This is a genomic window from Seohaeicola sp. (assembly GCF_048006315.1).
Lineage (GTDB): Bacteria > Pseudomonadota > Alphaproteobacteria > Rhodobacterales > Rhodobacteraceae > Seohaeicola.
This window is the reverse complement of record NZ_CP180350.1, coordinates 1,187,419-1,210,000: the sequence shown is the minus strand read 5'-3', so window position 1 is coordinate 1,210,000 and position 22,582 is coordinate 1,187,419. Positions and strand designations below refer to the sequence as shown.

The 22,582-nt window shown below is 60.4% G+C and carries 19 protein-coding genes, 1 tRNA gene, 2 rRNA genes and 1 pseudogene (1 of these 23 cut by a window edge); 9 read left to right on the top strand and 14 right to left on the bottom strand.

Annotated elements, in window-relative coordinates:
* From ACMUJL_RS06140 to ACMUJL_RS06130, 3 genes are all read left to right on the top strand, one after another.
* Positions 1–3,068 (top strand): 23S ribosomal RNA (locus tag ACMUJL_RS06140) (it extends 421 nt beyond the left edge of the window).
* Between the two features lie 84 nt (positions 3,069–3,152).
* A 5S ribosomal RNA gene (rrf, locus tag ACMUJL_RS06135) occupies positions 3,153–3,267 on the top strand.
* 47 nt (positions 3,268–3,314) lie between these two features.
* Positions 3,315–3,391 (top strand) — tRNA-Met (locus tag ACMUJL_RS06130).
* A gap of 409 nt (positions 3,392–3,800) precedes the next feature.
* Here ACMUJL_RS06130 and ACMUJL_RS06125 read toward each other — a convergent pair.
* Together ACMUJL_RS06125 and ACMUJL_RS06120 are read right to left on the bottom strand one after the other, a co-directional pair.
* A complete protein-coding gene (locus ACMUJL_RS06125; RefSeq protein WP_375569640.1) occupies positions 3,801–4,484 on the bottom strand; it encodes a UPF0149 family protein in 684 nt (227 codons plus the stop codon).
* A 94-nt stretch (positions 4,485–4,578) separates the two neighbouring features.
* Positions 4,579–6,750 carry an ATP-dependent RecD-like DNA helicase gene (locus ACMUJL_RS06120; protein ID WP_375569642.1) on the bottom strand — a complete coding sequence of 724 codons (2,172 nt, stop codon included), beginning with the start codon at positions 6,748–6,750 and terminating at the stop codon, positions 4,579–4,581.
* Positions 6,751–7,064: 314 nt separating this feature from the next.
* Between ACMUJL_RS06120 and ACMUJL_RS06115 the strand changes: the two genes are divergently transcribed.
* Positions 7,065–7,316, top strand: a complete 252-nt coding sequence (locus ACMUJL_RS06115; RefSeq protein ID WP_375569644.1) for a hypothetical protein — start codon at positions 7,065–7,067, stop codon at positions 7,314–7,316.
* A 78-nt stretch (positions 7,317–7,394) separates the two neighbouring features.
* On the top strand, positions 7,395–7,802 hold the full coding sequence (locus ACMUJL_RS06110; protein ID WP_375569646.1) for a hypothetical protein: 408 nt from the start codon (positions 7,395–7,397) through the stop codon (positions 7,800–7,802).
* Positions 7,803–8,184: 382 nt separating this feature from the next.
* Here ACMUJL_RS06110 and ACMUJL_RS06105 read toward each other — a convergent pair whose 3' ends face one another.
* On the bottom strand, positions 8,185–9,399 hold the full coding sequence (locus ACMUJL_RS06105; RefSeq protein ID WP_375569648.1) for an IS256 family transposase: 1,215 nt from the start codon (positions 9,397–9,399) through the stop codon (positions 8,185–8,187).
* A 15-nt stretch (positions 9,400–9,414) separates the two neighbouring features.
* Between ACMUJL_RS06105 and ACMUJL_RS06100 the strand changes: the two are divergent.
* Positions 9,415–9,738: pseudogene (locus ACMUJL_RS06100) on the top strand (transposase); the annotation flags it as partial.
* A 154-nt stretch (positions 9,739–9,892) separates the two neighbouring features.
* Here ACMUJL_RS06100 and ACMUJL_RS06095 read toward each other — a convergent pair.
* The 4 genes from ACMUJL_RS06095 to ACMUJL_RS06080 are packed head-to-tail and all read right to left on the bottom strand — an operon-like array spanning position 9,893 to position 14,107.
* Positions 9,893–10,687: an IclR family transcriptional regulator gene (locus tag ACMUJL_RS06095; RefSeq protein WP_375569650.1), complete on the bottom strand. Its 795-nt coding sequence runs from the start codon at positions 10,685–10,687 to the stop codon at positions 9,893–9,895.
* Between the two features lie 18 nt (positions 10,688–10,705).
* Positions 10,706–11,632, bottom strand: a complete 927-nt coding sequence (locus ACMUJL_RS06090; RefSeq protein ID WP_375569652.1) for a DMT family transporter — start codon at positions 11,630–11,632, stop codon at positions 10,706–10,708.
* Positions 11,625–13,334, bottom strand: a complete 1,710-nt coding sequence (locus tag ACMUJL_RS06085; protein ID WP_375569654.1) for an FAD-dependent oxidoreductase — start codon at positions 13,332–13,334, stop codon at positions 11,625–11,627. Before ACMUJL_RS06085 ends, ACMUJL_RS06090 begins: the two co-directional genes overlap by 8 nt.
* A 17-nt stretch (positions 13,335–13,351) precedes the next feature.
* Positions 13,352–14,107, bottom strand: coding sequence for an SDR family NAD(P)-dependent oxidoreductase (locus ACMUJL_RS06080; RefSeq protein WP_416914190.1), 756 nt, complete (start codon positions 14,105–14,107; stop codon positions 13,352–13,354).
* Between the two features lie 169 nt (positions 14,108–14,276).
* Here ACMUJL_RS06080 and ACMUJL_RS06075 point away from each other — a divergent pair, with 169 nt between their 5' ends.
* The 3 genes from ACMUJL_RS06075 (at position 14,277) to ACMUJL_RS06065 (ending at position 17,297) form a co-directional block, all read left to right on the top strand.
* Positions 14,277–15,320: a TRAP transporter substrate-binding protein gene (locus ACMUJL_RS06075; protein ID WP_375569658.1), complete on the top strand. Its 1,044-nt coding sequence runs from the start codon at positions 14,277–14,279 to the stop codon at positions 15,318–15,320.
* Positions 15,321–15,393: 73 nt separating this feature from the next.
* Entirely contained in the window at positions 15,394–15,966 is a 573-nt protein-coding gene (locus tag ACMUJL_RS06070; protein ID WP_375569660.1) for a TRAP transporter small permease subunit, read from the top strand.
* Positions 15,963–17,297, top strand: a complete 1,335-nt coding sequence (locus ACMUJL_RS06065; protein ID WP_375569662.1) for a TRAP transporter large permease — start codon at positions 15,963–15,965, stop codon at positions 17,295–17,297. Before ACMUJL_RS06070 ends, ACMUJL_RS06065 begins: the two co-directional genes overlap by 4 nt.
* Positions 17,298–17,646: 349 nt before the next feature.
* On the opposite strand, the gene ACMUJL_RS06060 is transcribed toward ACMUJL_RS06065, so the two are convergent.
* The 7 genes from ACMUJL_RS06060 to ACMUJL_RS06030 all read right to left on the bottom strand — a co-directional run bounded on the left by ACMUJL_RS06060 (position 17,647) and on the right by ACMUJL_RS06030 (position 22,581).
* Complete coding sequence (locus ACMUJL_RS06060) at positions 17,647–17,901, bottom strand: hypothetical protein (RefSeq protein WP_375569664.1); 255 nt, start codon at positions 17,899–17,901, stop codon at positions 17,647–17,649.
* The gene (locus ACMUJL_RS06055) at positions 17,892–18,572 is read right to left on the bottom strand and encodes a YcbK family protein (protein ID WP_375569666.1); all 681 of its coding nucleotides are present in this window, start codon (positions 18,570–18,572) and stop codon (positions 17,892–17,894) included. Before ACMUJL_RS06055 ends, ACMUJL_RS06060 begins: the two co-directional genes overlap by 10 nt.
* A gap of 76 nt (positions 18,573–18,648) precedes the next feature.
* Entirely contained in the window at positions 18,649–18,963 is a 315-nt protein-coding gene (locus tag ACMUJL_RS06050) for a hypothetical protein (protein ID WP_375569668.1), read from the bottom strand.
* Between the two features lie 88 nt (positions 18,964–19,051).
* Positions 19,052–19,381 carry a hypothetical protein gene (locus ACMUJL_RS06045; protein WP_375569670.1) on the bottom strand — a complete coding sequence of 110 codons (330 nt, stop codon included), beginning with the start codon at positions 19,379–19,381 and terminating at the stop codon, positions 19,052–19,054.
* Positions 19,382–19,384: 3 nt separating this feature from the next.
* Positions 19,385–21,877 carry a hypothetical protein gene (locus ACMUJL_RS06040; RefSeq protein ID WP_375569672.1) on the bottom strand — a complete coding sequence of 831 codons (2,493 nt, stop codon included), beginning with the start codon at positions 21,875–21,877 and terminating at the stop codon, positions 19,385–19,387.
* 6 nt (positions 21,878–21,883) lie between these two features.
* Positions 21,884–22,297: a hypothetical protein gene (locus tag ACMUJL_RS06035; RefSeq protein ID WP_375569674.1), complete on the bottom strand. Its 414-nt coding sequence runs from the start codon at positions 22,295–22,297 to the stop codon at positions 21,884–21,886.
* Complete coding sequence (locus ACMUJL_RS06030) at positions 22,288–22,581, bottom strand: hypothetical protein (protein WP_375569676.1); 294 nt, start codon at positions 22,579–22,581, stop codon at positions 22,288–22,290. Before ACMUJL_RS06030 ends, ACMUJL_RS06035 begins: the two co-directional genes overlap by 10 nt.
* Position 22,582 lies beyond the last annotated feature (1 nt).

Sequence of the window (22,582 nt, the reverse complement as noted above, 5' to 3'; positions counted from 1 at the left end):
CTGAAGATCGGGGGACCACCCCCGAAGGCTAAGTACTCCTTACTGACCGATAGCGAACCAGTACCGTGAGGGAAAGGTGAAAAGCACCCCGACGAGGGGAGTGAAACAGTACCTGAAACCGAACGCCTACAATCAGTCGGAGCTTGACTGGACTCTAATGACAATCTACCCCGGACGGTCAGTTTTACCGTCCTCGGGAGTAGCCGACATGTCAGATCTTGCCGTTGTTACCGATGGCACCTTTGCAGTTGTCGGGCTCGTTCTGGGCCTGATCAACATGGGCGTGAACCACTGCCCGAACGAAGGTTGCCTGGCCAGGAACGCAACGCAAAGCTATGTCGCCGCTTCTGCCGGCGACGTGGTGTTCCAGAAGGATGTGGTGGGTGAAGAAATTTACCTGCGCAAACAGACCGGAACCGCACGCGGCCCCTTCCAGCTCACCTATGGTGCATCAGTCACCAACGAGGGTGGGTTCTGGATTGGTCTTGGCAATACAACGACATACACAACCGCGAACCGCAGATGGTATGCGCAGTTCCACACGATGCCCGGCATTTACCTGCAGGGCGGCGAGGTGGACCTGGGTGGATCCATCCAGTTCCGGTCTGGCATCGAACTGGGATATGAGAACCGCCAGGGTGTGCGGATGGGCCTCTCGGTCGACCATCGGTCGAACGCAGGGCTCGACAGTCGCAACCCCGGTCTTGAAACCGTACAGTTTCGAGTCTCCATCCCCGTGAAATGACGGCGCGAAGCCCTCACGCAGCGAAGCGGTAGGGCAGGCAGAAGATTATCATTAGTGTCCAGTCTTGTGACGGCGTACCTTTTGTATAATGGGTCATCGACTTGGTCTCACGAGCAAGCTTAAGCCGTTAGGTGTAGGCGTAGCGAAAGCGAGTCTTAATAGGGCGTTGAGTTCGTGGGATCAGACCCGAAACCGAGTGATCTAGGCATGACCAGGATGAAGGTTAGGTAACACTAACTGGAGGTCCGAACCCACACCTGTTGAAAAAGGTCGGGATGAGTTGTGCCTAGGGGTGAAAGGCCAATCAAACTCGGAGATAGCTGGTTCTCTGCGAAATCTATTTAGGTAGAGCGTCATCCGAATACCCCGGGGGGTAGAGCACTGGATGGGTAATGGGGCCCCACAGGCTTACTGATCCTAACCAAACTCCGAATACCCGGGAGTACTAGATGGCAGACACACGGCGGATGCTAACGTCCGTCGTGAAGAGGGAAACAACCCTGACCTACAGCTAAGGCCCCCAATTCATGGCTAAGTGGGAAAGCAGGTGGGACGACCAAAACAACCAGGAGGTTGGCTTAGAAGCAGCCATCCTTTAAAGATAGCGTAACAGCTCACTGGTCTAAATAAGTTGTCCTGCGGCGAAGATGTAACGGGGCTCAAGCCATGAGCCGAAGCTTAGGATGCCGTAAGGCATGGTAGCAGAGCGTAGTGTGACATAGTATCTATCCTCTTTAGCCCCTCTCGGGGGGCCTTGGAGGACAAGATACTTTCTGTGAAGCCGGCCTGTGAGGGATCCGGTGGAGAGATCACTAGTGAGAATGATGACATGAGTAGCGACAAACAGGGTGAGAGACCCTGTCGCCGAAAGTCCAAGGGTTCCTGCTTAAAGCTAATCTGAGCAGGGTAAGCCGACCCCTAAGGCGAGGCCGAAAGGCGTAGTCGATGGGAACCAGGTTAATATTCCTGGGCCAGGAGGATGTGACGGATCGAGACTGTTGTTCACCCTTATCGGATTGGGTGGGCCGCTGATCGGTTCCTGGAAATAGCCCTCCATGAGATCGTACCCTAAACCGACACAGGTGGACTGGTAGAGAATACCAAGGCGCTTGAGAGAACTATGTTGAAGGAACTCGGCAAAATACCTCCGTAAGTTCGCGAGAAGGAGGCCCGGTTTCTAGGCAACTAGAGGCTGGGGGCACAAACCAGGGGGTGGCGACTGTTTACTAAAAACACAGGGCTCTGCGAAGTCGCAAGACGACGTATAGGGTCTGACGCCTGCCCGGTGCCGGAAGGTTAAAAGGAGAGGTGAGAGCTTTGAATTGAAGCCCCGGTAAACGGCGGCCGTAACTATAACGGTCCTAAGGTAGCGAAATTCCTTGTCGGGTAAGTTCCGACCTGCACGAATGGCGTAACGACTTCCCCGCTGTCTCCAACATAGACTCAGCGAAATTGAATTGCCTGTCAAGATGCAGGCTTCCCGCGGTTAGACGGAAAGACCCCGTGCACCTTTACTACAACTTCACACTGGCATCAGGCCAAGCATGTGCAGGATAGGTGGTAGGCTTTGAAGCAGAGACGCCAGTTTCTGTGGAGCCTCCCTTGAGATACCACCCTTGCTTCGCTTGATGTCTAACCGCGGTCCGTTATCCGGATCCGGGACCCTGTGTGGTGGGTAGTTTGACTGGGGCGGTCGCCTCCTAAAGAGTAACGGAGGCGCGCGAAGGTTGGCTCAGAGCGGTCGGAAATCGCTCGTTGAGTGCAATGGCAGAAGCCAGCCTGACTGCGAGACTGACAAGTCGAGCAGAGTCGAAAGACGGCCATAGTGATCCGGTGGTCCCAAGTGGGAGGGCCATCGCTCAACGGATAAAAGGTACGCCGGGGATAACAGGCTGATACTGCCCAAGAGTCCATATCGACGGCAGTGTTTGGCACCTCGATGTCGGCTCATCTCATCCTGGGGCTGGAGCAGGTCCCAAGGGTATGGCTGTTCGCCATTTAAAGAGGTACGTGAGCTGGGTTTAGAACGTCGTGAGACAGTTCGGTCCCTATCTGCCGTGGGTGTAGGATACTTGAGAGGAGTTGCCCCTAGTACGAGAGGACCGGGGTGAACGTTCCACTGGTGGACCAGTTGTCGTGCCAACGGCAGTGCTGGGTAGCTATGAACGGACAGGATAACCGCTGAAGGCATCTAAGCGGGAAGCCCCCCTCAAAACAAGGTATCCCTGAGGGCCGTGGTAGACCACCACGTCGATAGGCCAGAGATGTAAGCGCAGCAATGCGTTCAGTTGACTGGTACTAATTGCCCGATAGGCTTGATTTGATCCAGTAAAAGACAGACTGACAAATCAAAAGCATACACATAATCAGAGTACTGACTTGGACAATCGTTGAGTTCCTTCCTCGGTTTGGTGGTCATAGCACGAGCGAAACACCCGGATCCATTCCGAACCCGGCCGTTAAGCGCCGTCGCGCCAATGGTACTGCGTCTCAAGACGTGGGAGAGTAGGTCACCGCCAAACCTAGAAAGGAACTCAATTCGTATCTCTCTAAACGATACCCAATATAACGCGGGATGGAGCAGCCCGGTAGCTCGTCAGGCTCATAACCTGAAGGTCGTAGGTTCAAATCCTACTCCCGCAACCAAATCTTACAAACAAAACAAAAGCTTAGTTCCCTAGTAAAACACTGGGGAATTGTGCGTGCGCGTTTACATCAACGCCACATCAACACCCCACCAGAAAAATCGCATTCGCCCGCACCCGTGCGCACTGGCGTGCATCGGTCCGCATTCGCGGGCATTCTGCCGTATAAAAATGGTCGTTGGGTACCTTCGAGGCACTTACCCTATTCGATAAGAAGTGCCCGAGGAGGAGCGCTCAAATAGTCAACTTTATCGAAAAAGATAAACGGCCTTGAAGGCGGCCTACCAGTCGCGTTCATGAAGGCTACCGCGGGTATCGTGGAAAGTACTTCATGCCTTCCCCGGACGCATCGCGTAGCCTGTGCGGCGTTGGTTTTATGCCCCTTTTCGGCCAGTCTGTGTCACCCTGCTTCAATTCCGGCTACAGCACTGCTTGTACTTACGGCCCGATCCGCATGAGCAGGGGTCGTTCCGCCCGGGGCGGGGTTCCGCCTTGTGTGGCATGCCAGGAAAATTGGCTGCAGCCGTCCCAGCCAGTTCAGGGCGTGATTGGCGCAGGATCGTTGTAACACAATTTGGAATGAGATCGGGAGCTTCGCGGTCTATTTCATCGATCTCTTCATCCGTGAACTTGCTCTTACCAGTGTAGATGTCCTGCAGCGCCATCATGAAGATCATCGTGGCCTGGGTCTCTTCATCGGCCCGCTCGAGAAGGTTTTCCCAAGCATCCGGTCGCAACCGCATCGCGTGTGTGAAACCGTCCACCCAAGGCTCCCAGAGGGTTTCATCACTGTTAGGATCCACCTCATAGATCGGCTCGATCCCGCGAGACCGGGTGATTGTTTCCGCCATGGAATTGTAATGCATCATCACCGCGCCGATTGTTTCTTCTGCCGCTTTCGGATCCGCGAAATGCGCCTCGCCGGTTTCGCCCCACACCTCCGGGAGCCATTCCGATGGCGGAATTATCTCGGGGCAAGCCAGCACGCCGGTCAAATAACCGTCGAGTTCGCTCAGCGTCATGGGCATATTATCGACAGGCAAAGCGAATAGCAGTTCGTTCAGGCGATCCAGCCGTTTTTCTTCTTTCGTCATTGTCGGTCCCTTCGGTGTTCTGCCCTCATATTGAAATCGCAGATAAGGGTGAAGCCCAGGACAGTGCGGATCGCAGGGGACGCCGCTTTGCCGGTCATGTCAGCCATTCATCCAGCTTAGACCAGCGCCGCCGGCCCGATACGTTCTTCACCGCGATCGCCACGGCCTTCTTCTGACCGACGAGCACGACGAGCTTCTTGCCCCGCGTGACGCCAGTATAGATCAGGTTGCGCTGCAGCATGGCGTAGTGCTGGGTCATGACGGGGATGACTACGGCAGGGTACTCGGAACCCTGGCTCTTGTGGATCGTGGCCGCATAGGCCGGGACCACCGTGTCGAGTTCGCCGAAGAGGAAAGTCACGGTACGGCCGTCGAAGTTCACGGCTACCTCGCCATCGTCAAGATCGACATCCTCGATCATGCCGATGTCGCCGTTATAGACGTCCTTATCGTAATCGTTCTCGATCTGCATGACCTTGTCGCCCGGAGCGAAGGTCCAGCCAAAGCGCTCAACCTTCTTCTCCCCGGCAGGGTTCAAAGCAGCCTGCAATTCTACGTTGAGTGACCGCGCGCCAACGCCGCCCCGGTTCATTGGGCAAAGGACCTGGATGTCCTTGATCAGATGGAAGCCGAACCGCTGCGGGATGCGCTTGGCCACCAGCTCGACGATGCGCGGCACGGCCTGCTCCGGATCTGCGGCCGGCACGAAATAGAAATCCGCCTCGCCATCGGGCTTGCCAAGATCGGGCAAGTGCCCTGCATTGATGGCATGCGCCGTGGTGATGATCTTGCTCTGTGCTGCTTGACGGAACACTTCGGTGAGCCGCACCACGGGCACGGCGCTAGAACCGATGATGTCGGCCAGTACTTGGCCGGGGCCAACAGAGGGCAGCTGGTCGATATCCCCGACGATCAGCAGCGCTGCATTGCTGGGCACGGCCTTCAGGAGCGACTGCATCAGCAGTACATCGACCATCGAGCTTTCGTCCACGACCAGCAGGTCGCAATCGAGCGGGTTCTCCTCCTTGCGCTTGAAGCCGAAGGCCTTCGGATCGAACTCTAGGAGCCGGTTGATGGTCTTGGCCTCCATCCCGGTGGCCTCGGTCATGCGCTTGGCTGCGCGACCCGTCGGTGCGCAGAGGAGCAGCTTCACGGCCTTGGCTGCGAGGATGCGCAGGATCGAATTCACGATCGTGGTCTTGCCAACCCCGGGGCCGCCGGTGATCACCATGAGCTTCGAGCGCAGCGCCAGCCGGATCGCTTCAGCCTGGCTGGCAGCAAGCGTCAGGCCCGTCTTCTGCTCGATCCAGGGCAGCGCCTTGTCAGCGTCAATCTCCAGCCAGGGCAGCGCGCCCGCGCGAATGCGCTTCATATGCTCTGAGATCCCCCGTTCCGCGAGATAAAGCCCCGTCAGGAAGATGCAGTCCGCGTCGCCCACGCGGTCGGCTGTCACAGTCTCTTCCGCCAGTTCCTCTTGCAGCGCGCTCTCAATCAGCGGGGGAGGGACCTCAAGGAGCTTGCCCGCCAGCCTGATCAACTCGGCCCGAGGGAGGCTGCAATGGCCATCGCCCATCGCCTCGGTCAGCGCAAAGGAAACTCCTGCACGCACACGGATCATCGCAGTTTTCTCGATGCCGAGCTTCTCGGCGATCGTATCCGCCGTGCGGAAGCCTATGCCCCGGATGTCCTTGGCAAGGCGGTAGGGGTTTTCGCTCATCACCTGCACGGCATCCGTGCCATAAGTCTTGAAGATCCGCACCGCGCGCGCAGTGCCCACGCCATGCTGGTGCAGGAAGACCATAATCTCGCGGATCACTTTCTGATCCGCCCACCCGGCCGTGATCTTGGCTGCGCGCATGGGGCCAATGCCGGTGACTTCGCGCAGCCGTTCAGGTGCGGCCTCGATGATGTCGAAGACATCCTTGCCGAAGGCTTGCACCAAGCGCTTCGCATAGACAGGCCCGATCCCGCGGATCATACCGGAGCCGAGGTATTTCTCGATGCCGTCGACAGTCGATGGTGCCGAGGTCTTCAAGAAATGCGCCTTGAACTGCAGGCCGTGGTTGCGATCGTTCAGCCAGACCCCAGAGGCCGTAATCCATTCCCCCGCCGAAATCATCGCCGCATGGCCCACTGTAGTCACCAGATCCCGGTGACCCCGTGCCTTTACCCGCAGCACGCAAAACCCGTTCTCGGAATTGTGGAAGGTCACCCGCTCCACAAGGCCGGCGAGAACTTCGGTCTGTGTGTCATCGGCGGATTTCATGGGCGGGAGTTTCAAGCGTCCTAGCAGCGCGACCCGTGGCTTACCCGCAGGAAAATGCCCAGCGCACTAAGCGTCGTTTCAGCGTGCACCAAGGCGCAAGTCCTTTCTGTCACAAGCGGCAATCTCACTAGCTCACAGGGCCAAGACTTACCGCTAAAGCTAGCACGCATTTGTGGAACCTGAAGGCTTTTCAGAACTTTTGCCATCAATCGGGTTTGTGTCGCAGCGGCAACAGTAATGTGACATTCGAAGCGACGGATGCTGAAACACTGCCATGACAGAGTAATTTCCATGCTTGTTCATACGACTATCAGGTGGAAGCGATGTCATATCATAGCAAAAATGGGAAAGAGTTCGTTGGGCTGCGGATGAAGCCGAACGGTGCTCATCAGGTTGTGTATGACGCCCAGGCAGGCTTGCGCGTATTGGTCGACATCAAGGATCACAAAGCCAACCTCCATGCCATTGATGAAGCCCTTCGCGAGGGGGTGAACGCACGCAATGTTTTGTCGGGTGTCCTTAATGGCCTGAAGAGCCGGAATATCGGGTTCGATTTACCTTTGTGAGCCTGCAAGCTTCGCGTAACCGTTAATTCGTGGCATGACTGTTTCGAGCCCGCAGAAGAATCGGGACCATGAGGCAGAATGCAGGTATTGATCCACAAAACGAGCCTTGTCAGGCTCGAAGCAAATTTGCGCATTTCCGGCATTGGTCTCGGGGATCCCGTGCAGCTTCTGCAAGAGGGTGACTCGGATATTGCAGCCTTTGTCATGTTGCCGTCTCGCATGCCATTCGGCCTTGGTAAATCACGCATTGTCCGCGCGGGCTATCTTGGTAACCGGGCAAAAGCTTTACTCTGGCCGGCGTTCGAAAAAGACGCTCCGTTCCGTGTGCGGGTCGTTGAAATCCTTGCGGCACATCTCGCTGGTGATGGCTTGAATCGGGTGTCCATATCCGTCTGGGGCGATCCTGCTGACATCACGCCAAGCGCCCCCAAAACGACTATCTTCTCGCGTAGCCGAATAAACGAAGCCCCTATCGATGATGAATAGCTGCCCGGTGCTAAATAACAAAAGCGCGCGACCAGATTGTTCGTCAGTTACGCCGCGAAGCATTAGCGGTGCCTGACGTGAGCATCTACCGGACAGATTTACGGGTTTGAGCAAGGGAGGATTTCTGGTTCATCGACGCCGTTTTGGAGCGAAGATGAACAAGGGGACTATCCTGAATTTTGTGCGCTGACGTGGTAACTGCTCGAAGAGGAGACCCACGTATGAGCATTGATAAAGACCTGCTGGACCGACTGATGGAAGGGCGCTCGCCTGGCGATCTGTTTGGCAAGACCGGCATTTTGGCAGAACTGACCAAAGCGCTGGCGGAACGGGAGTGTCATGAACTTTGTGTATCTGGCCCGGCCCATGCGGTTTTAGATACTCAAGCGTCGAAGCGCTCGCCGAACATTATGGCGAACTGGTTGCGGGCTGCAAACCATTCCCTGACATTCCTTCCGTCTTTCTCGAAGTTTCGGATTGCGAGATAGATCAGCTTGGTCGCTGCCTCGTCTGTCGGGAACGATCCCCGCGTCTTGATCGATTTCCGGATCACGCGGTTCAGGCTTTCGATGGCATTGGTCGTATAGATGATCTTGCGGATCGCCGGATCGAAGCCGAAGAACGGGATCACCTCCTGCCATGCCCGGCGCCAGGCCGGGGCAATTGAGGCGTATTTCCCGGCCCATTTTTCTTCGAAAGCATCAAGTTCGGTCTCTGCCGCTTCGGCAGTCGGGGCGCTGTAAATCCAGCGAAGATCTGCGGCCACGACTTTTCGGTCCTTCCAGGAACAAAAGTTCAGGGAATGGCGCACCAGATGCACGATACAGGTCTGAACCATGGCATCCGGGAAGGCTGCTGTGATGGCCTCTGGAAAGCCCTTGAGACCGTCCACGACGGCGATCAGGACGTCCTGCAGGCCCCGGTTCTTGAGTTCGTTCATCACCGACAGCCAGAACTTGGCACCCTCGTTCTCGGCAATCCAAAGGCCGAGGACTTCGCGGCTGCCATCGCGGGTAACGCCGAGCGCGACATAGACCGCCTTGTTTTTCACGGTCCGGCTGTCCGCATCCCGGATCTTCACGCGCAGCGCGTCGAAGAGCACGATCGGATACATCCGGTCCAGCGCCCGGCTTTGCCATTCGCGGACCTCGTCCAGAACAGCGTCGGTGACGCGGCTGATCAGGTCTGGCGAGACTTTCAGGCCATATAGATCGAGCAGATGGGCCTGTATGTCGCGCACCGTCAGCCCGGCTGCATAGAGCCCGATAATCTTGTCATCCATCCCGTCGATCCGGGTCTGGCCCTTCTTCACCAGCTCGGGCTCGAAACTGCCGTCCCGGTCCCGGGGGACAGCAATTGGCATCTCACCGTCTTGGCCCTTCAACACTTTGGCCGATGTGCCATTACGACGGTTGCTCTGGCCAGCCGGCGCGTCCTTGCCCTCTTCATAGCCAAGATGCGCCGTCAGTTCGGCCCCCAGCATCCGCTCCATGAGCTTGATCTTCAGTTCTTTCATCAGCCCGGCATCGCCGAGCAGGTCTTCAGGGCACTCCACGCCCCTAAGCAGTTCGTCCAGGATTTCTTTCGAGATGGTCATTCATGCTTCCTTTCGGTGAAGCATGAACCGGATCAATCATACACAAAAGATCGGACACTCTCGGCGGAACGCGCGCTGAGCACGGAGCTGGACGTCCATCTCGATGAAGAGCGCGCAGAGGAAGCGCCCCAGGGCCAGAACCAGGCCCCCAATCGGCGCAATGGCAGCAGCCAGAAGACGGTGACCACCGACAGCGGCAAATTTGTTCTGGACATCCCCCGTGACCGGAACGGCACCTTCGATCCGCTGCTGATCGCCAAGTATCAGCGCCGCTTTCCCGAGTTCGACCGCAAGATCGTCAGCATGTATGCCCGGGGCATGACGACCCGCGAGATCCAGTGGGACTATCCTGAATTTTGTGCGCTGACGTGGTAAACGCTCGACGAGGAGACCCACGTATGAGCATCGATAAAAATATTTTGGACCGATTGATGGAAGGCCGTGCGCCTGGTGATTTGGTTATCCCTCTCAAGTCAGATTGTTCTGACACCATCTAAGGGTGCGAATACCCCAAGTCAGCTGATAGCCTTTGGGTGAATTCCAGCACGTCGCGCACAGTTCTCCCTTCCGGCGCAAGGTCGATCTGCGAGGTAGGCCCGACCACGGTAATGGCAAGCTGGATGGTCCCGCTGTAGTCGAACACCGGCGCCGTCACCGCGCTGACACCGGGGATGGGGGCATCTAGCGTCGTCTCGTAGCCGCGAGCGCGAATGGCGGCAATCTCGTCCCTATAACGCGCTTCGTCGAAGGGAGGCGCGTTATCGGTGGCGTTCTCGCGGATCTCGCGCGCGATCACAGGCTCGGTCAGGGCGGGATTCAGGAAGGCCGCGAACAGTCGCCCTGTGGCCGTGGCCGTCATCATGAACCCGCCGCCTGCGCGCACGTTGGCATGTATCTGCGCGCTGCCTTCCGTGACATGTACGATAGTGACCCCGTGCAGCCCCCAGACAGACAGCGCCACCATCAACCGGGTCTTCTCGGCCAGACTGCCCACACGGCGAATGGTCTCGTGGTAGGCGTCCTGCGCGCGCAAGCGGCTCAGGCCCAGTTCCAGCGCGAAGGGGCCAAGCTGGTAGAGCCCGGTTTCCGTCTGCTCGACCATGCCGATGGCGCGCAGGCTGACCAAATAGGGATGTAGTTGGGCAGGCGCAATATCCACGGCTTCTGCCAGATCGCGCAGCTTCATCGGAAGTTGGGATAGGGCCATGGCCCGCAGGATGGCACCGCCTGTTTCCAATGATCGGATACCACGTTGGGCCTTGGTGGGTTTATCCTCTGCGATGTTCACGTCCCCGCCCTTCTCATGTCAGTCCGGTGATCTAGCGCTGGCCACAGTCTGAGGCAACGGTTTGCTCGGCCTCGCCCAAAGGTCCAGTGACACGATCAGCCCGACTGAGGCCAGCGCCACCCCACCCCATTGCAGCGGATCGGGCCATTGCCCCGTCAGCGGGATGGCCAGCAGCACCGCTGACGATGGAACCAGTGCCGCAAAGAGGGCCGCGCGCCCAGCGCCCAGCCGCCGCACGGCGGCGGCGAAAACCACGAAGGCCAGACACCCGCCGATGACGCCTTGGTAAAAGAACTGCTCGGCCCACTGTGCCGCCGGCATCGCCGGTAGACCCCAAACGATCATGTAGAACGGCACGAAAAGCAGCGTGGCAAGGCTCGCCACCGCCGCTGTCGTTTCGATCGGAGGCAGGCGCCAGCGCCCCATGACATAGACGTATATGCCCCACAGACTGCCTGACCCGACAAAGCACAGATCGCCCAGCAGGACCGAGCCGCCCCATGACTTTGGCGCGGGCTGATCTGCGGCGATCACCAGAACCCCCGCGATCAGCACGGCCATTCCGATCTTGCGGTTGAGACTGAGGGGGATACCGTCCCGAAACCGCACCAGTGCGTTGGCCATCAGCATCGACATCCCCGGCCCGATCACCACCGCATGCGACAGGGGGGCTCGCTGAAATCCAAGGTTGAACAGCAGGGCGAAGGGAGGCCCGATCAGCAGCGTGACCCACGCGATCTGACCAAGCGGCGGCAGGCGATGCCGCGCCAGCCACAGCAGGGGCAGCATCAGCACCGCCGCCCCGCCATAGCGGAGCATGGTCAGATCGGCGGGGCGAAACCCGCTGGCCTGTCCGATCTCGGCGCCTACATTGTAAATGCCCCAACTGAACGCGGCCGCAAGCCCCAGAGCGATGCCCGCCCGGGTGCGGCGCGCGTCAGTCATTGGCGCCCGACATGTGCCGGGCCGCGATATAGCCGAATGTGAGCGCGGGCCCCAGCGTGATACCACCGCCGGGATAGTTGCCCCCCATGATCGAGGCCGCGTCGTTGCCCACGGAATAAAGCCCCCCCAAGGGCCTGCCATCCTCGTCCAGCACCTCGGCATTGGCGTTGGTTTTCAGTCCCGCGAAAGTGCCAAGGTCACCCACATAAAGGCGCACGGCGTAGTAAGGGCCGGTTTCAATGGGGGCCAGACAGGGGTTCGGCCCATGATCAGGGTCACCAAGGCTACGGTTATAGCTGGTCGACCCCTTGCCGAAATCCGGGTCCTCGCCCCGCCGCGCGCCCTCGTTGAAATGGCGCACGGTCTCTTGCAGCATCGCTGCCTCCGCCCCGATCTGCTGCGCGAGATCGGCGAGGGTCTTGCCCTGCAATAGGTAGCCATCCTTGATCAGCTTGCCGAAAGGCACAGGCGCAGGCTTAGCAAAACCCAGCCCGTACTTGCGGAAGGCCCGGTGGTCGGTGATGAACCACGCCGCAATCTCGGCATCCGGGCCACCTTCATCACGACAGCGCGCGACCATCGCCTGACAGAAATCGTGATAGGAGTTGGCCTCATTCACGAAACGCCGGCCGGAGCGTGTGACGGCGATCACACCAGGTTTGGAGCGGTCCACGAAATGCGGAAACGTGCCAAGCGTGCCATCCGGGCGGCGTGGGCGCGAAATCGGCACCCAAGCCGCCGCATGGGGAAGCGTGGTGTCCACCACGGCCCCCACGGATTCGCCCAGACGAAGGCCATCGCCCGTATTGCCCGGCGGGGCGGGCGAGACATGCTCGTGCCCGCTGGGCGCATGCGGCATCAGATCCTTGCGGCGCAGCGCATCCTGCGGGAATCCGCCCGCCGCCAGCACGACCCCCTTGCGCGCCATCACCTCGACCGGGCCGGTCGCGCTGTCCACCCTCGCCCCGATCACCCGACCCGCATCGTCGCGGATCAGGCCGCGCACCGGCGCATTGGTCCAGATCGGCACGCCCTTGTCAAAGGCCGACCGCGCCAACCGCCCCACCAGCGCGTTCCCGTTCATGAGCCGCATCGGGCGGCCGTGAAAGACCATGTCGCGCAGGAATTTGAGGAACAGCTTGCCCACGTAGAAAGCCGACACAGGCGAGCGCATGACATTGAAGAAATGCAGCAACTCCTTGCCCGACCCGATCATCATGCCCAGAAAGGTGATCTCGGACAGGGGCGGGCGCAGGCGCGCGATCTCAGGACCCAGTTCGCGCCCGTCGAAAGGGCGCGCCACGATGGAGCGACCGCCATCCATCCCACCCGGCGCATCGGGATGATAATCGGCAAAGAAGGGGCCCAGATCGAATTGTAACGCGGTGTTCTGCTCGAAGAACTCAACAGCCTTTGGTCCCGCCTCAAGGAAAGCATCCACGCGTTCGGCATCGAAATGCGTGCCTGCCTCGTGCTCCAGATAGGTCCGAGCCTTGGCGGCGCTGTCATCCACACCCGCGCGCATCGCAGGGCCGTTGCCCGGTATCCACATCCAGCCACCTGATCGCGCCGTGGTTCCGCCGAACACAGGCTCTTTTTCCACTACCAGCACATCAAGGCGACGATGCGCGGCGGCGACGGCTGTTGCCAGCCCGCCTGCGCCCGACCCTACCACCAATACGTCTACGTCCTTGCGGGTCATCTTCTTCATTCCTTCAGTCAGGCGGACAGGTATCCACCATCGACGGGCAGCAAGGCTCCCGTCACATAGCTTGCGGCGTCGGAGGCCAAAAACAGCACCGGCCCTGCCAGTTCCTCGGGCCTTCCCACACGGCGCATGGGCGTATGGGCCATGAAGCGGCCGATCGCGTCGGGGTTGGCGCGGGTGGCTTCGGTCATCGGGGTTTCGATCACGCCCGGTGCAATCGCGTTCACGCGGATGCCGAACGGGGCCAGATCATGAGCCATGGCGCGGGTCAGTTGCGCAACTGCGCCCTTGGATGCAGCATAGGCCGACAATCCCGCCCCCGCCGTCACCGACATGATCGAGCCGAGGTTGACGATGCTGCCCCGTGTTGCCTTGAGCTGATCCAGAAAGGCGCGGCTGACCTGCATCACACCGGTTGCGTTTACGGCCATCACCGCGTCCCAATCGGCGGCGAATGTCTCGGCGTCCAATGGCGTGCGCCGGATGATGCCCGCGTTGTTCACCAAAATAGTCGCGTCACCCAGTTCCGTCCGCACCTGTGCAGCCGCCTCCGTGCATTGGGCCGCATCCGTCACATCCAGCGCCACGGCCAACGCACGGCCCCCTTGCGTGGTTATCTCCGCCACGGTTGCCGCCAGCAAATCAGCCTGCATGTCGCAGCAGGCCACATGGACGCCTGCCGCGGCCAAGGCTGTGGCAATAGCTTTCCCATTGCCCTGCGCCGCCCCCGTGACCACGGCGATACGGCCGTTCAACCCTGTCATCATTCCCCTTCCTCCCCGGTTCACCCTCCGGCTGTACCTAGCAAATAATTTGTTTCTTGCAAACGTATTTGCTTATAACTAACAAATAGGGAGCGGCCGGGGAGAGCCGCCCGCAATGGCAACGACAGCTTTTCCGCCACGGTCGGACAGGCGTCTTCAGGGAGGAGAGACCATGAAACATGTGTTGAGTGCGGCCGTTCTGGCCGCTGTGATGACCACGGGCGCATCCGTCGGCGTGGCGCAGGCCCAGACCTTTGATCTGCAAAGCGTCTTCGGCCTGAACGTGCCCTCGATCGGCCCCAGCCCGCAGCTTTGGGCGGATCGAGTGGCGAAAATGACCGGCGGCGATATCACCATCAAGGTGCATGGCGCAGGTGAATTCGTGCCCCCGTTCGAAGTGTTCGGCGCGGTCAGCTCCGGCGCCTTGCAGATGGGCTTTGACTGGATCGGTTACTGGGCGCAGCAGATCCCCGTTGCGAACCTCGTGGGCTCGATGCCTTTCGGCCCCACCCCCGATATCGCGCTGGCCTGGATGTTTGAAGGCGGTGGTCTGGAAATCATCCAGAAGGCCTATGATCCGCTGAACGTCAAGGTCCTGCCCTGCCATCTGGTCGGCGCCGAGGCGGGCGGCTGGTTCAACAAGGAAATCAACTCGGTCGAGGACCTCAAGGGTCTCAACATGCGGATCGCGGGCCTTGGTGGCCTGACCATGGCCAAGCTGGGCGCGAACACCCAGATGGTGCCGGCGGGCGAGATCTTCCTCAGCCTTGAGACAGGGCGCATCGACGCCGCCGAATTCTCTGCCCCACAGCTTGACGTGGGCTTCGGCTTCCAGCGCGTGACGAAATACTACTACTTCCCCGGCTGGCATCAGCCGTCCAGCTGGGACAGCATCATCATCAATATGGATGTCTGGAACGGCTTTGACGCGGAAACGCAGGAGATTATGAAGGAAGCCTGCTACGCCAACATCGCCTATAACCTGCACGATCAGGTTGACGCGCAGGCCGCAGCGATCGCCACGATCCGTGAAGCCGGGGTCGAGATCAAGCGCTTCCCCGATGAGGTGCTGCTTGCGCTGCGCACGGCCTCCGAGGAGGTGCTGGAAGAGCAAGCCCAGAACGACCCGATCTTCGCCGAAGCGCTAACTTCCCTGCGCGCCTACATGGACTCGGTCGGGGAGTGGAGCGCGCTGCAAGCCCTTCCACCACGCTGACCTTTTGCTAGACTGACAACAGACAGGGCGGCCCTGCGCCGCCCTGTGCCTTGCACGTCGAGGAGGCGCAGACATGCCCGCAATCCTGTCGAAAATGCTGGACCTGCTCTGCCTGCCCGGCAAATGGGTCAGTTGGCTGATCCTGCCGCTGATCGCCTCGATCCTGCTAGCCGTAGTCTATGCCAAGCTGGGACTGAACACACTGATCGCATGGGAAAATCCGCTGCCCGTGCTGGGACGCGCCCTCACCGTGAACGGCCTTTTTGATCTCCAATGGTATATATTCGCGTTGATGGTCCTGTTCGGCGGGGCCTGGGCCCTGCGCGAAGACAAACATGTCGCGGTCGATTTCTTGTCGCTGATGATGACCCGTCGCCAGCGCCTCTGGATACGCATGCTGGGCGATCTGCTGTTTCTGCTGCCATTCTGCTTGATCATCGCTTGGTATGGCTGGTCTTTTGCCCTGACCGCTTGGACGACGGGCGAAGGCTCGACCCAAGGCGGCCTCAACAGTCGCTGGATCATCAAGGCGATGGTGCCGCTGTCCTTTGCCATTTTGGGGCTGATGGGGCTCTCGCGCGGAATCGGCACTGCTGCGGAACTTTTACGCAGGCACGTCGACACAGACCAGGAACACCACTCATGACCGAACATTTCTGGCCTATCATGATGCTGCTTGCGCTGGTCGCCGGCGTTTTCTCGGGCTATCCGGTGGCCTTCATTCTGGCCGGTGTGGGCATCCTGTTCGCCGTGCTAGCCGACGTGCCGATGCTGTTTTTGTCGATGGGTGTGCAGCGCATCTATTCCGGCATCCTGACCAACTGGCTTCTGGTGGCAATCCCGCTGTTTGTCTTTATGGGGTTGATGCTGGAACGTTCAGGAATAGCCGAGCGTCTGATGCGCTCGCTCGCCGCGCTCTTCAAGGGCACGCCGGGCGGCTATGCCTTTGCGGTGGCGATTATAGGCGTGATCATGGCGGCATCCACGGGGATCATAGGTGCCTCGGTCGTGATGATGGGAATGATGGCGCTGCCCGCCATGCGCGAGGCGAAGTATGACATGAAGCTCTCCTGTGGCCTAATCGCGTCATCGGGCACGCTAGGAATCCTCTTGCCGCCCTCAATCATGCTAATCATTCTGGGCGATCAGATGCGCCTGTCCGTGGGCGACCTGTTCATGGGCGCCATCGGGCCGGGGCTGCTGCTGGCGGGGCTCTATTTTCTCTACCTTACTGCGGTGGCGATCTTCGCGCCCCACCGCGTGCCCGCCCCGGAACGGGTAGAACCTGTCGCCTTCTGGCCCGCTGCATGGGCGCTGACCCGCGACCTGCTGGCCCCGTTCGTGCTGATCCTTTCGGTGCTGGGCACGATCATCGCCGGTATCGCCACGCCCACGGAATCCGCAGCCATCGGCGCAGCCGGGGCTCTGTTGCTGGCATTGATGTCGCGCAAGCTGACCTTGCCGGCCCTTCAGGGCGCGGTTTACGAGACGACAAAGACCACCGCGATGATCGTTTTCGTCATGATCGGGGCCTCGATCTTCTCGGTCGTGTTCCGCCGCCTGGGCGGAGACGCCATGATCCTCGAGATCTTCAATATCGAGGATGCGAACCCCTATTGGGTCCTGGTCATCATCATGGCGCTGATCTTCCTTCTGGGCTTCTTTCTGGACTGGGTCGAAATCACGCTCGTCGTGGTCCCCATTGTCGCCCCCGTGGTGGCGCTGCTGGATTTCGGCATGCCTTCGGAACAGGTGATGATCTGGTTCGCCATCGCCTTGGCGGTGAATCTGCAAACGTCCTTCCTGACGCCGCCTTTCGGATATGCGCTGTTTTACTTGCGCGGTATTGCTCCCGATATTCCGATATCGACCATCTACAAGGGGGTAATGCCATTCGTACTGATCCAGATCGCGGCACTTCTGCTGGTGATCTTGGTTCCTGCAATTGTACTTTACCTGCCCATGGGCACTCGCTGAGGCAGTGTGGCGGATTTGCTGTGCCTGCTGAATTCCTTGTGCTCCACAACTGCATCCATCATGGACGCCAAATTGTTATCCAATTGCTTCAAAGCTGAGACAGAACGATTGAAAGCTGAACGGTAAAAAAATTATTGGTAACGAACGCTGCAGAACTCGATGCGAAGATAAAACACACATCAAGATTTCTCACGCCCGACACGCCCGGACCTGCTCCCTGATAACAGCGTAATCCGCCAACCATTCCAGGATCAGTGCATCCGCCGGCAGCACCGCTATTTCGTTTGCCAGTTGCATCTGCTCGACCCTGCTGTACTCCACCAGTGACGGGCAGGCTCCGGACGGCCCTTCAGAACCCACCCTTTCGCAGGCGGTCAAGGAGATCATCGCGGCTGCGAGGGCGGCGGCTCGTGGCTTCCAGCATGTCGCGCTGTGCATGATTGGTATGCTCCAGATTGCGGATCCGTTCTGCTGCGCGCCCAGCCTGCTCGCCCTGATGACGTAGGTTTAGCAGGAAGAGTACGCTGGCCAGAACGGTCAAAAAGAGTGATGCGGCTTTTCGGATCCAGACACGTTTCGCCAGTTTAGTCCACATCATCGCCATCCTTTGCGCCAGTCATCGAGCCGGGCGTAGACGGCCACCGCAATTCCGGCCAGCGCGAGCGCGATGAACAGCCAGCGCAGGCTGTCGAGGTATGGGACCAGCGGCAGAATAGCGCCCTGAGCTTCCGCCAGGACGCCATGCGCAACCTCAATACCGGCCGCGCCGATGGTGGCGGCGCCTGCTGTTCCCGCACCGCGCAACGTCCGGCTTTCCGCGAGCACCTCCCGCGCGGGCGGCGCTTCCGGTGCAAAAGGCACCGCACGGACCGGGAACTTATCGCCCCAAATCCGCGCGGGCCCCAGGTCGATATGCATGAACCCTGAGCGCGGGTAATACCCAAAACCGAGGAACCCGACCGCCCGCGCTGCCGTCTCAAAAGCCACGGGATCATGGTTCGCCATAGCGATATCGAAGGCCGTGCCGTCCATATGCTTCGAGGCTTTCGCCCCGCCCACGGCGCGATTGTGTTCCGGCGAGCGATAGGCCGATCGGATAATCAGCGGCTTTCCCAGCCGGTCGCGCAGCGCCTGAAGCTTGTCGAGGGCCTCCGGATGCAGCTTGATCTGCGCTGTACCGCGACAGGCGATTTCCGCTGGCGAAAAGTTCGGCCAGCGCCAAAGCTGCTCTGGCACCTCACGAAAATGCCGAAACTTCCGAATGGTGTCTGTCATGGGGATGGTCCTTTCAAACGACAAAACCCGCCGCAGGGCGACGGGCGTGGTGAGTGTGGGAGGATGGTCGTTGTATTTAGCTCTTCGCGCGGCGTGTTGCCGGCATGCGTTCTGGCGCAGACGCCGGCGCCTGCACCGATTGCGCCAGTGCAAAATCCGCCAGCCGCTGATCGAGCCGGAGGATGGCGGCACGTAGATCGCGCAGGGCTTCTTTCAGCTCGGCGCGGTCCTCATCGCGCTGATCCTTGCGCTCCGACAACAGCGTCATGATGCGCAGCACTTCCTTTTCATGGCTGCCGATCTTCTGGTTATGAACCCAGAGCATGGCAGCCATGGGAATGATGACCCATTTCATGAGGGCGTCGAATAGGGTCCAAAGCTCGATCTCCATGGCGGAGCCTCCTTTTCGTTGGTGTTTTTTGAACTGGCATGGCACGAAGTTGCCCGTATGGCGCGAGAACGACGCGACCTGCGCATGTTCAGGCTGGCAGCCCCGGCACATCCTCGGTGATAAACACCTCGATGAAGCCGAGATTGGGGAAGGTCTCAACGGTGCCATCCATATAGGTCACGCGGAACTCGGCCTCGAAGCGGCCGACCTGATCGGTCTCGCCCGGGTGCCAGAGATGCGCCACGACGGCTGGTGCGAATACAGTCTCGATCTCCGCCGGCCGGTCGATCAGCGTGGCGCCGCCGCGCAACCGCATCTGGAAACGCACCGATGCCCCTGCCAAGGAGATGCTGTCCGGCAGCAAGGCAAAGCGCAGCGCCGGCGAGGTGTCGCCGCGCTTGATGATGAACTTCTGCATGGATCAACCTCTGAGGATAAGGCCGGTGCGCGGTTCAGACAGCAGGACCCCACCACGCGCGTGGGACATAACTGAGCCACCTTGCATCGTATCTGGCGGCGCCCTGCGCCGAAGCCCGGGTGGGGCCCGGAATCCCCGCGCCTGAAGCAGGGCCGCCCAGGGTTCATCCTGCACCACAACCCCGATCGCGACGCACGATCGCGCATTACCTTCACCCTGAACTGCCTCACCCACAAGGCGCATCAGGATGCGGCTTTCCCCAGTCCCGTTCAGAACCATGAGGAATGAAGACCCTGTTCCCGCATCATTGGCCACGGCAGCAACACCCCGCCCGGGAAAGGCGATGATGCGTGCGGTCTCACCGGTTACGGCCACCTCTGCGCTGCCATCGCGCCCGACCTGGAACCTGCCCGCTGATTGACCGAGCAGGGCCACTCCGCCGGTTGCAGCCCCAGTGACGGTCAATCTTGACCCTGCCGCTACGGAAATTGACGCCGAGAGCCGCACTTCCAACGAGAGGGGCGCAACGCCGTTGGAGCTGAATCCCGTGACCCAACCGCCCAGCACCGCAGCACCAGCAATCGGCAGCGCAGGCTGTGCCTTGCCTACAACAGCGACATCTCCGTCACTTTGGCGCCCAACTGTGACAGCCCCAAAGGCCAGCGCCTTGCTGGTGATCTGCGCATGGCCCACCCCCGCATGGGCAACCCCGGATCTGCCGAAGCCGGTGATAACAGCCAGCGTTCCAGCAGCCGTTTCCAGGGCAAACTGGTCCTGCAAGCCCCCAGCAAGGGCTGCGGCAGCACTGCTCGCCCCCCAGATAGCAAGGGCGCCCGCGCTGGTCCCGCGGGTCACCAGCCTGCCTGTGGCCACCAGGCCCAGTCCAAGGGCCGGCACGCTAACGGCGTCAATTCCAACCTCGCCAAGACTGTCCCGGGCAAAGGCGATCTGACCTTGAGCTGCGGCACGCACCGTGGGTTCTGCCCCCAGGCTCCCGGCAAGCGGCAGAGACGCGGTCTGGGCCCCCGCAGACACTTCCAGCCTGCTGCGACTGGAACCCAAGATCATGACAGGCTGCAGCAGATCTGCGCGCAAACCAGCGCGCCCATCCACGCTTGCCGCCAGTGCAAGCTGTGGTTCCGCTGTCAACGAAAGCCCAACGTAGCCCGCGCAGGCCGCTTGCACGGCCAGTCTGGCATCCGCCGCAGCCGCCCCGAGAACTGCGCCCTGCGCATGGCCGTCAGGCAAGAGAGCCCCGGCCGCCTGCGCGGTGCCCAGGCTCAGCCCGCTAGCATCAAGATCAAGCCACAGCCGATCAGAAGCTTCCAGTTCGATCGGAGCGGAAACGTCAAACAGGGCCGCCGTGCCGAGCGCATCGCTTGCACGCGCCGTGGTGCCAATCTCGGCCGAGGCCACCAGTTCGAATGACACCTCACCCGATAGGTCGACCCGGATGGTCAGCACAGCGCGACCAAGACCTGCGCTCACCACCGCGCTTCCCGCTTCTACGCGCGACACGGTATGACCCACTGCGTCTCCCCCGAGAGGGATCAGCCGCCCTGCGGTCGCACCGACATGAACCTCAACAGCACTCGCGCGTGTGATGTTGATCACGCCGGAGCTCAGGGCCTGAACGGTTCCACGCCCCTTTACTGCCCCCAGCGATGAGTACAGCGAGACCAGCCCCGCGTTGAGCAACAGAGATACGGTCGACTGTCCAGTCAGACTGATCTCGACGCTGGCGCTCGCTACTCGAACCCGTAGCGAGATGCCACTGGCCGCACCGGTCAGACCAAAGTCGTATGCGAGCGTCAGACCAAGGGACGCCATCCCCGCGGCGGTGCCCGCCGCCGCAACGCCGGTCTCCGCATGCGCCAAGGCCGCCACCGCAAGCCAGGCTTTACCTGTAAGGCCGATCGTTCCAGCGCCTTCAGCCCGGTGCTCTGCACGCCCCTGACCTGTCCCCTCAAGCGACAACAGCCGGCCTAGGTTGACCTGCCCGTCGATCGCCGCGGCGGCATCGGCGTGCGACAGGACCTGCAAAAGAGGGACCGCGCTGCCGCTGATTGGGTTCGTCGCGCTTTGCGCGCCAGTGAGCGGGACAGTGCCATCCGCGTGGATGGTAGACACAGGTCTACTGCGCGCCAGCAGAATTGCGCCAAGGGTTCCAACCGCAGCTGCGGTTGTCGCGGCACGAACCCGAACTGCGCCTTCCAGTGACAGTATCGCGGCAGCGACCGAAGCATGCGTTGCCGTGTCACCTTGCGCCTGACCAGCCAGCCCAGCCGTGCCAACGCCACCAGCGGCATCCACAGTTCCGCGCCCTTCAGCCTCCCCGATGAAAGCTGGCGCGTCATCATAAACAGCAACACTGGCCCGAAGCCCTGCCAGAGCCTCGCCCTGCATAGCGAAATCGCCCACGGCGGCGGCATGGCGGGACGCAACACCTCCGACACTGCCGAGCGGGGCCGTCGCAAGGGGGGCAAATCCGGGCATGGGCGGTTAGACCTCGTCGGGATAGGGAAAGCGCAGACGGATCTCCTGGCGTTTGATCTCCCAGTCTTCGCGGCTGCCCTCGCCGGCCTGCCACTTGAAGAAGAGAGGATCGGCCTCCAGCGCATAGGCCTGCTGGCGGTTCATCTGCGCGAGGGACAGACGCTGTTCATCGGAAAGCGGTGCCGGATTGCGCAGTGCCGCTTCGCGTGCCTCCCAGAGATCAAGGGCTATCTCCGCCCAGAGCGGCAAGGTGGTGATCGTCTCGACGCTGGCGTCATCGTGCTCGATCATGCCATCGGTGCCCATCCATTGCAGTGCATGGACAGTGGCGGGGATGTCGGCGCTTGCGAAATCAAGCCCGGCATGGGCCATGCCGTTCTTCACGACCATGGCGTCGGGGATGATGATGCTCAGTCGCATGTGCCGATCTCCGGAAGTGAAGCGTTGTAATGTGGGGCGATCTGCGTCTGCGGCCCGCGCGCCAGCAGATTGCGCAGGCTCTCGAGCGCAGCACCTGTCTGGCGCTGTTGCTGGGCGGTCTCGATCATCAGGATGGGCTGCCAGGCCATGGCGCAGCCCCATTCATCGATGGGTTCGCCGGTATTGGGATGGGTGCCGCGCAGCTGGATGAACCAGCCGCAGTCGAGCTGGCGACAGGGGGCGAAGCCGTCGAGCGGGCAATTGGCCTTTGCCGTGATCTGCATG

Bases quoted from the DNA above. Each gene is read 5' to 3' on its own strand.
- ACMUJL_RS06030 (WP_375569676.1), bottom strand. From the start codon at position 22,581: ATGCAGATCACGGCAAAGGCCAATTGCCCGCTCGACGGCTTCGCCCCC.
- ACMUJL_RS06065 (WP_375569662.1), top strand. From the start codon at position 15,963: ATGACCGAACATTTCTGGCCTATCATGATGCTGCTTGCGCTGGTCGCC.
- ACMUJL_RS06055 (WP_375569666.1), bottom strand. From the start codon at position 18,572: ATGACAGACACCATTCGGAAGTTTCGGCATTTTCGTGAGGTGCCAGAG.
- ACMUJL_RS06090 (WP_375569652.1), bottom strand. From the start codon at position 11,632: ATGACTGACGCGCGCCGCACCCGGGCGGGCATCGCTCTGGGGCTTGCG.
- ACMUJL_RS06040 (WP_375569672.1), bottom strand. From the start codon at position 21,877: ATGCCCGGATTTGCCCCCCTTGCGACGGCCCCGCTCGGCAGTGTCGGA.
- ACMUJL_RS06105 (WP_375569648.1), bottom strand. From the start codon at position 9,399: ATGACCATCTCGAAAGAAATCCTGGACGAACTGCTTAGGGGCGTGGAG.
- ACMUJL_RS06050 (WP_375569668.1), bottom strand. From the start codon at position 18,963: ATGGAGATCGAGCTTTGGACCCTATTCGACGCCCTCATGAAATGGGTC.
- ACMUJL_RS06075 (WP_375569658.1), top strand. From the start codon at position 14,277: ATGAAACATGTGTTGAGTGCGGCCGTTCTGGCCGCTGTGATGACCACG.
- ACMUJL_RS06070 (WP_375569660.1), top strand. From the start codon at position 15,394: ATGCCCGCAATCCTGTCGAAAATGCTGGACCTGCTCTGCCTGCCCGGC.
- ACMUJL_RS06045 (WP_375569670.1), bottom strand. From the start codon at position 19,381: ATGCAGAAGTTCATCATCAAGCGCGGCGACACCTCGCCGGCGCTGCGC.
- ACMUJL_RS06035 (WP_375569674.1), bottom strand. From the start codon at position 22,297: ATGCGACTGAGCATCATCATCCCCGACGCCATGGTCGTGAAGAACGGC.
- ACMUJL_RS06110 (WP_375569646.1), top strand. From the start codon at position 7,395: ATGCAGGTATTGATCCACAAAACGAGCCTTGTCAGGCTCGAAGCAAAT.
- ACMUJL_RS06120 (WP_375569642.1), bottom strand. From the start codon at position 6,750: ATGAAATCCGCCGATGACACACAGACCGAAGTTCTCGCCGGCCTTGTG.
- ACMUJL_RS06085 (WP_375569654.1), bottom strand. From the start codon at position 13,334: ATGACCCGCAAGGACGTAGACGTATTGGTGGTAGGGTCGGGCGCAGGC.
- ACMUJL_RS06080 (WP_416914190.1), bottom strand. From the start codon at position 14,107: ATGATGACAGGGTTGAACGGCCGTATCGCCGTGGTCACGGGGGCGGCG.
- ACMUJL_RS06125 (WP_375569640.1), bottom strand. From the start codon at position 4,484: ATGACGAAAGAAGAAAAACGGCTGGATCGCCTGAACGAACTGCTATTC.
- ACMUJL_RS06060 (WP_375569664.1), bottom strand. From the start codon at position 17,901: ATGGCGATGATGTGGACTAAACTGGCGAAACGTGTCTGGATCCGAAAA.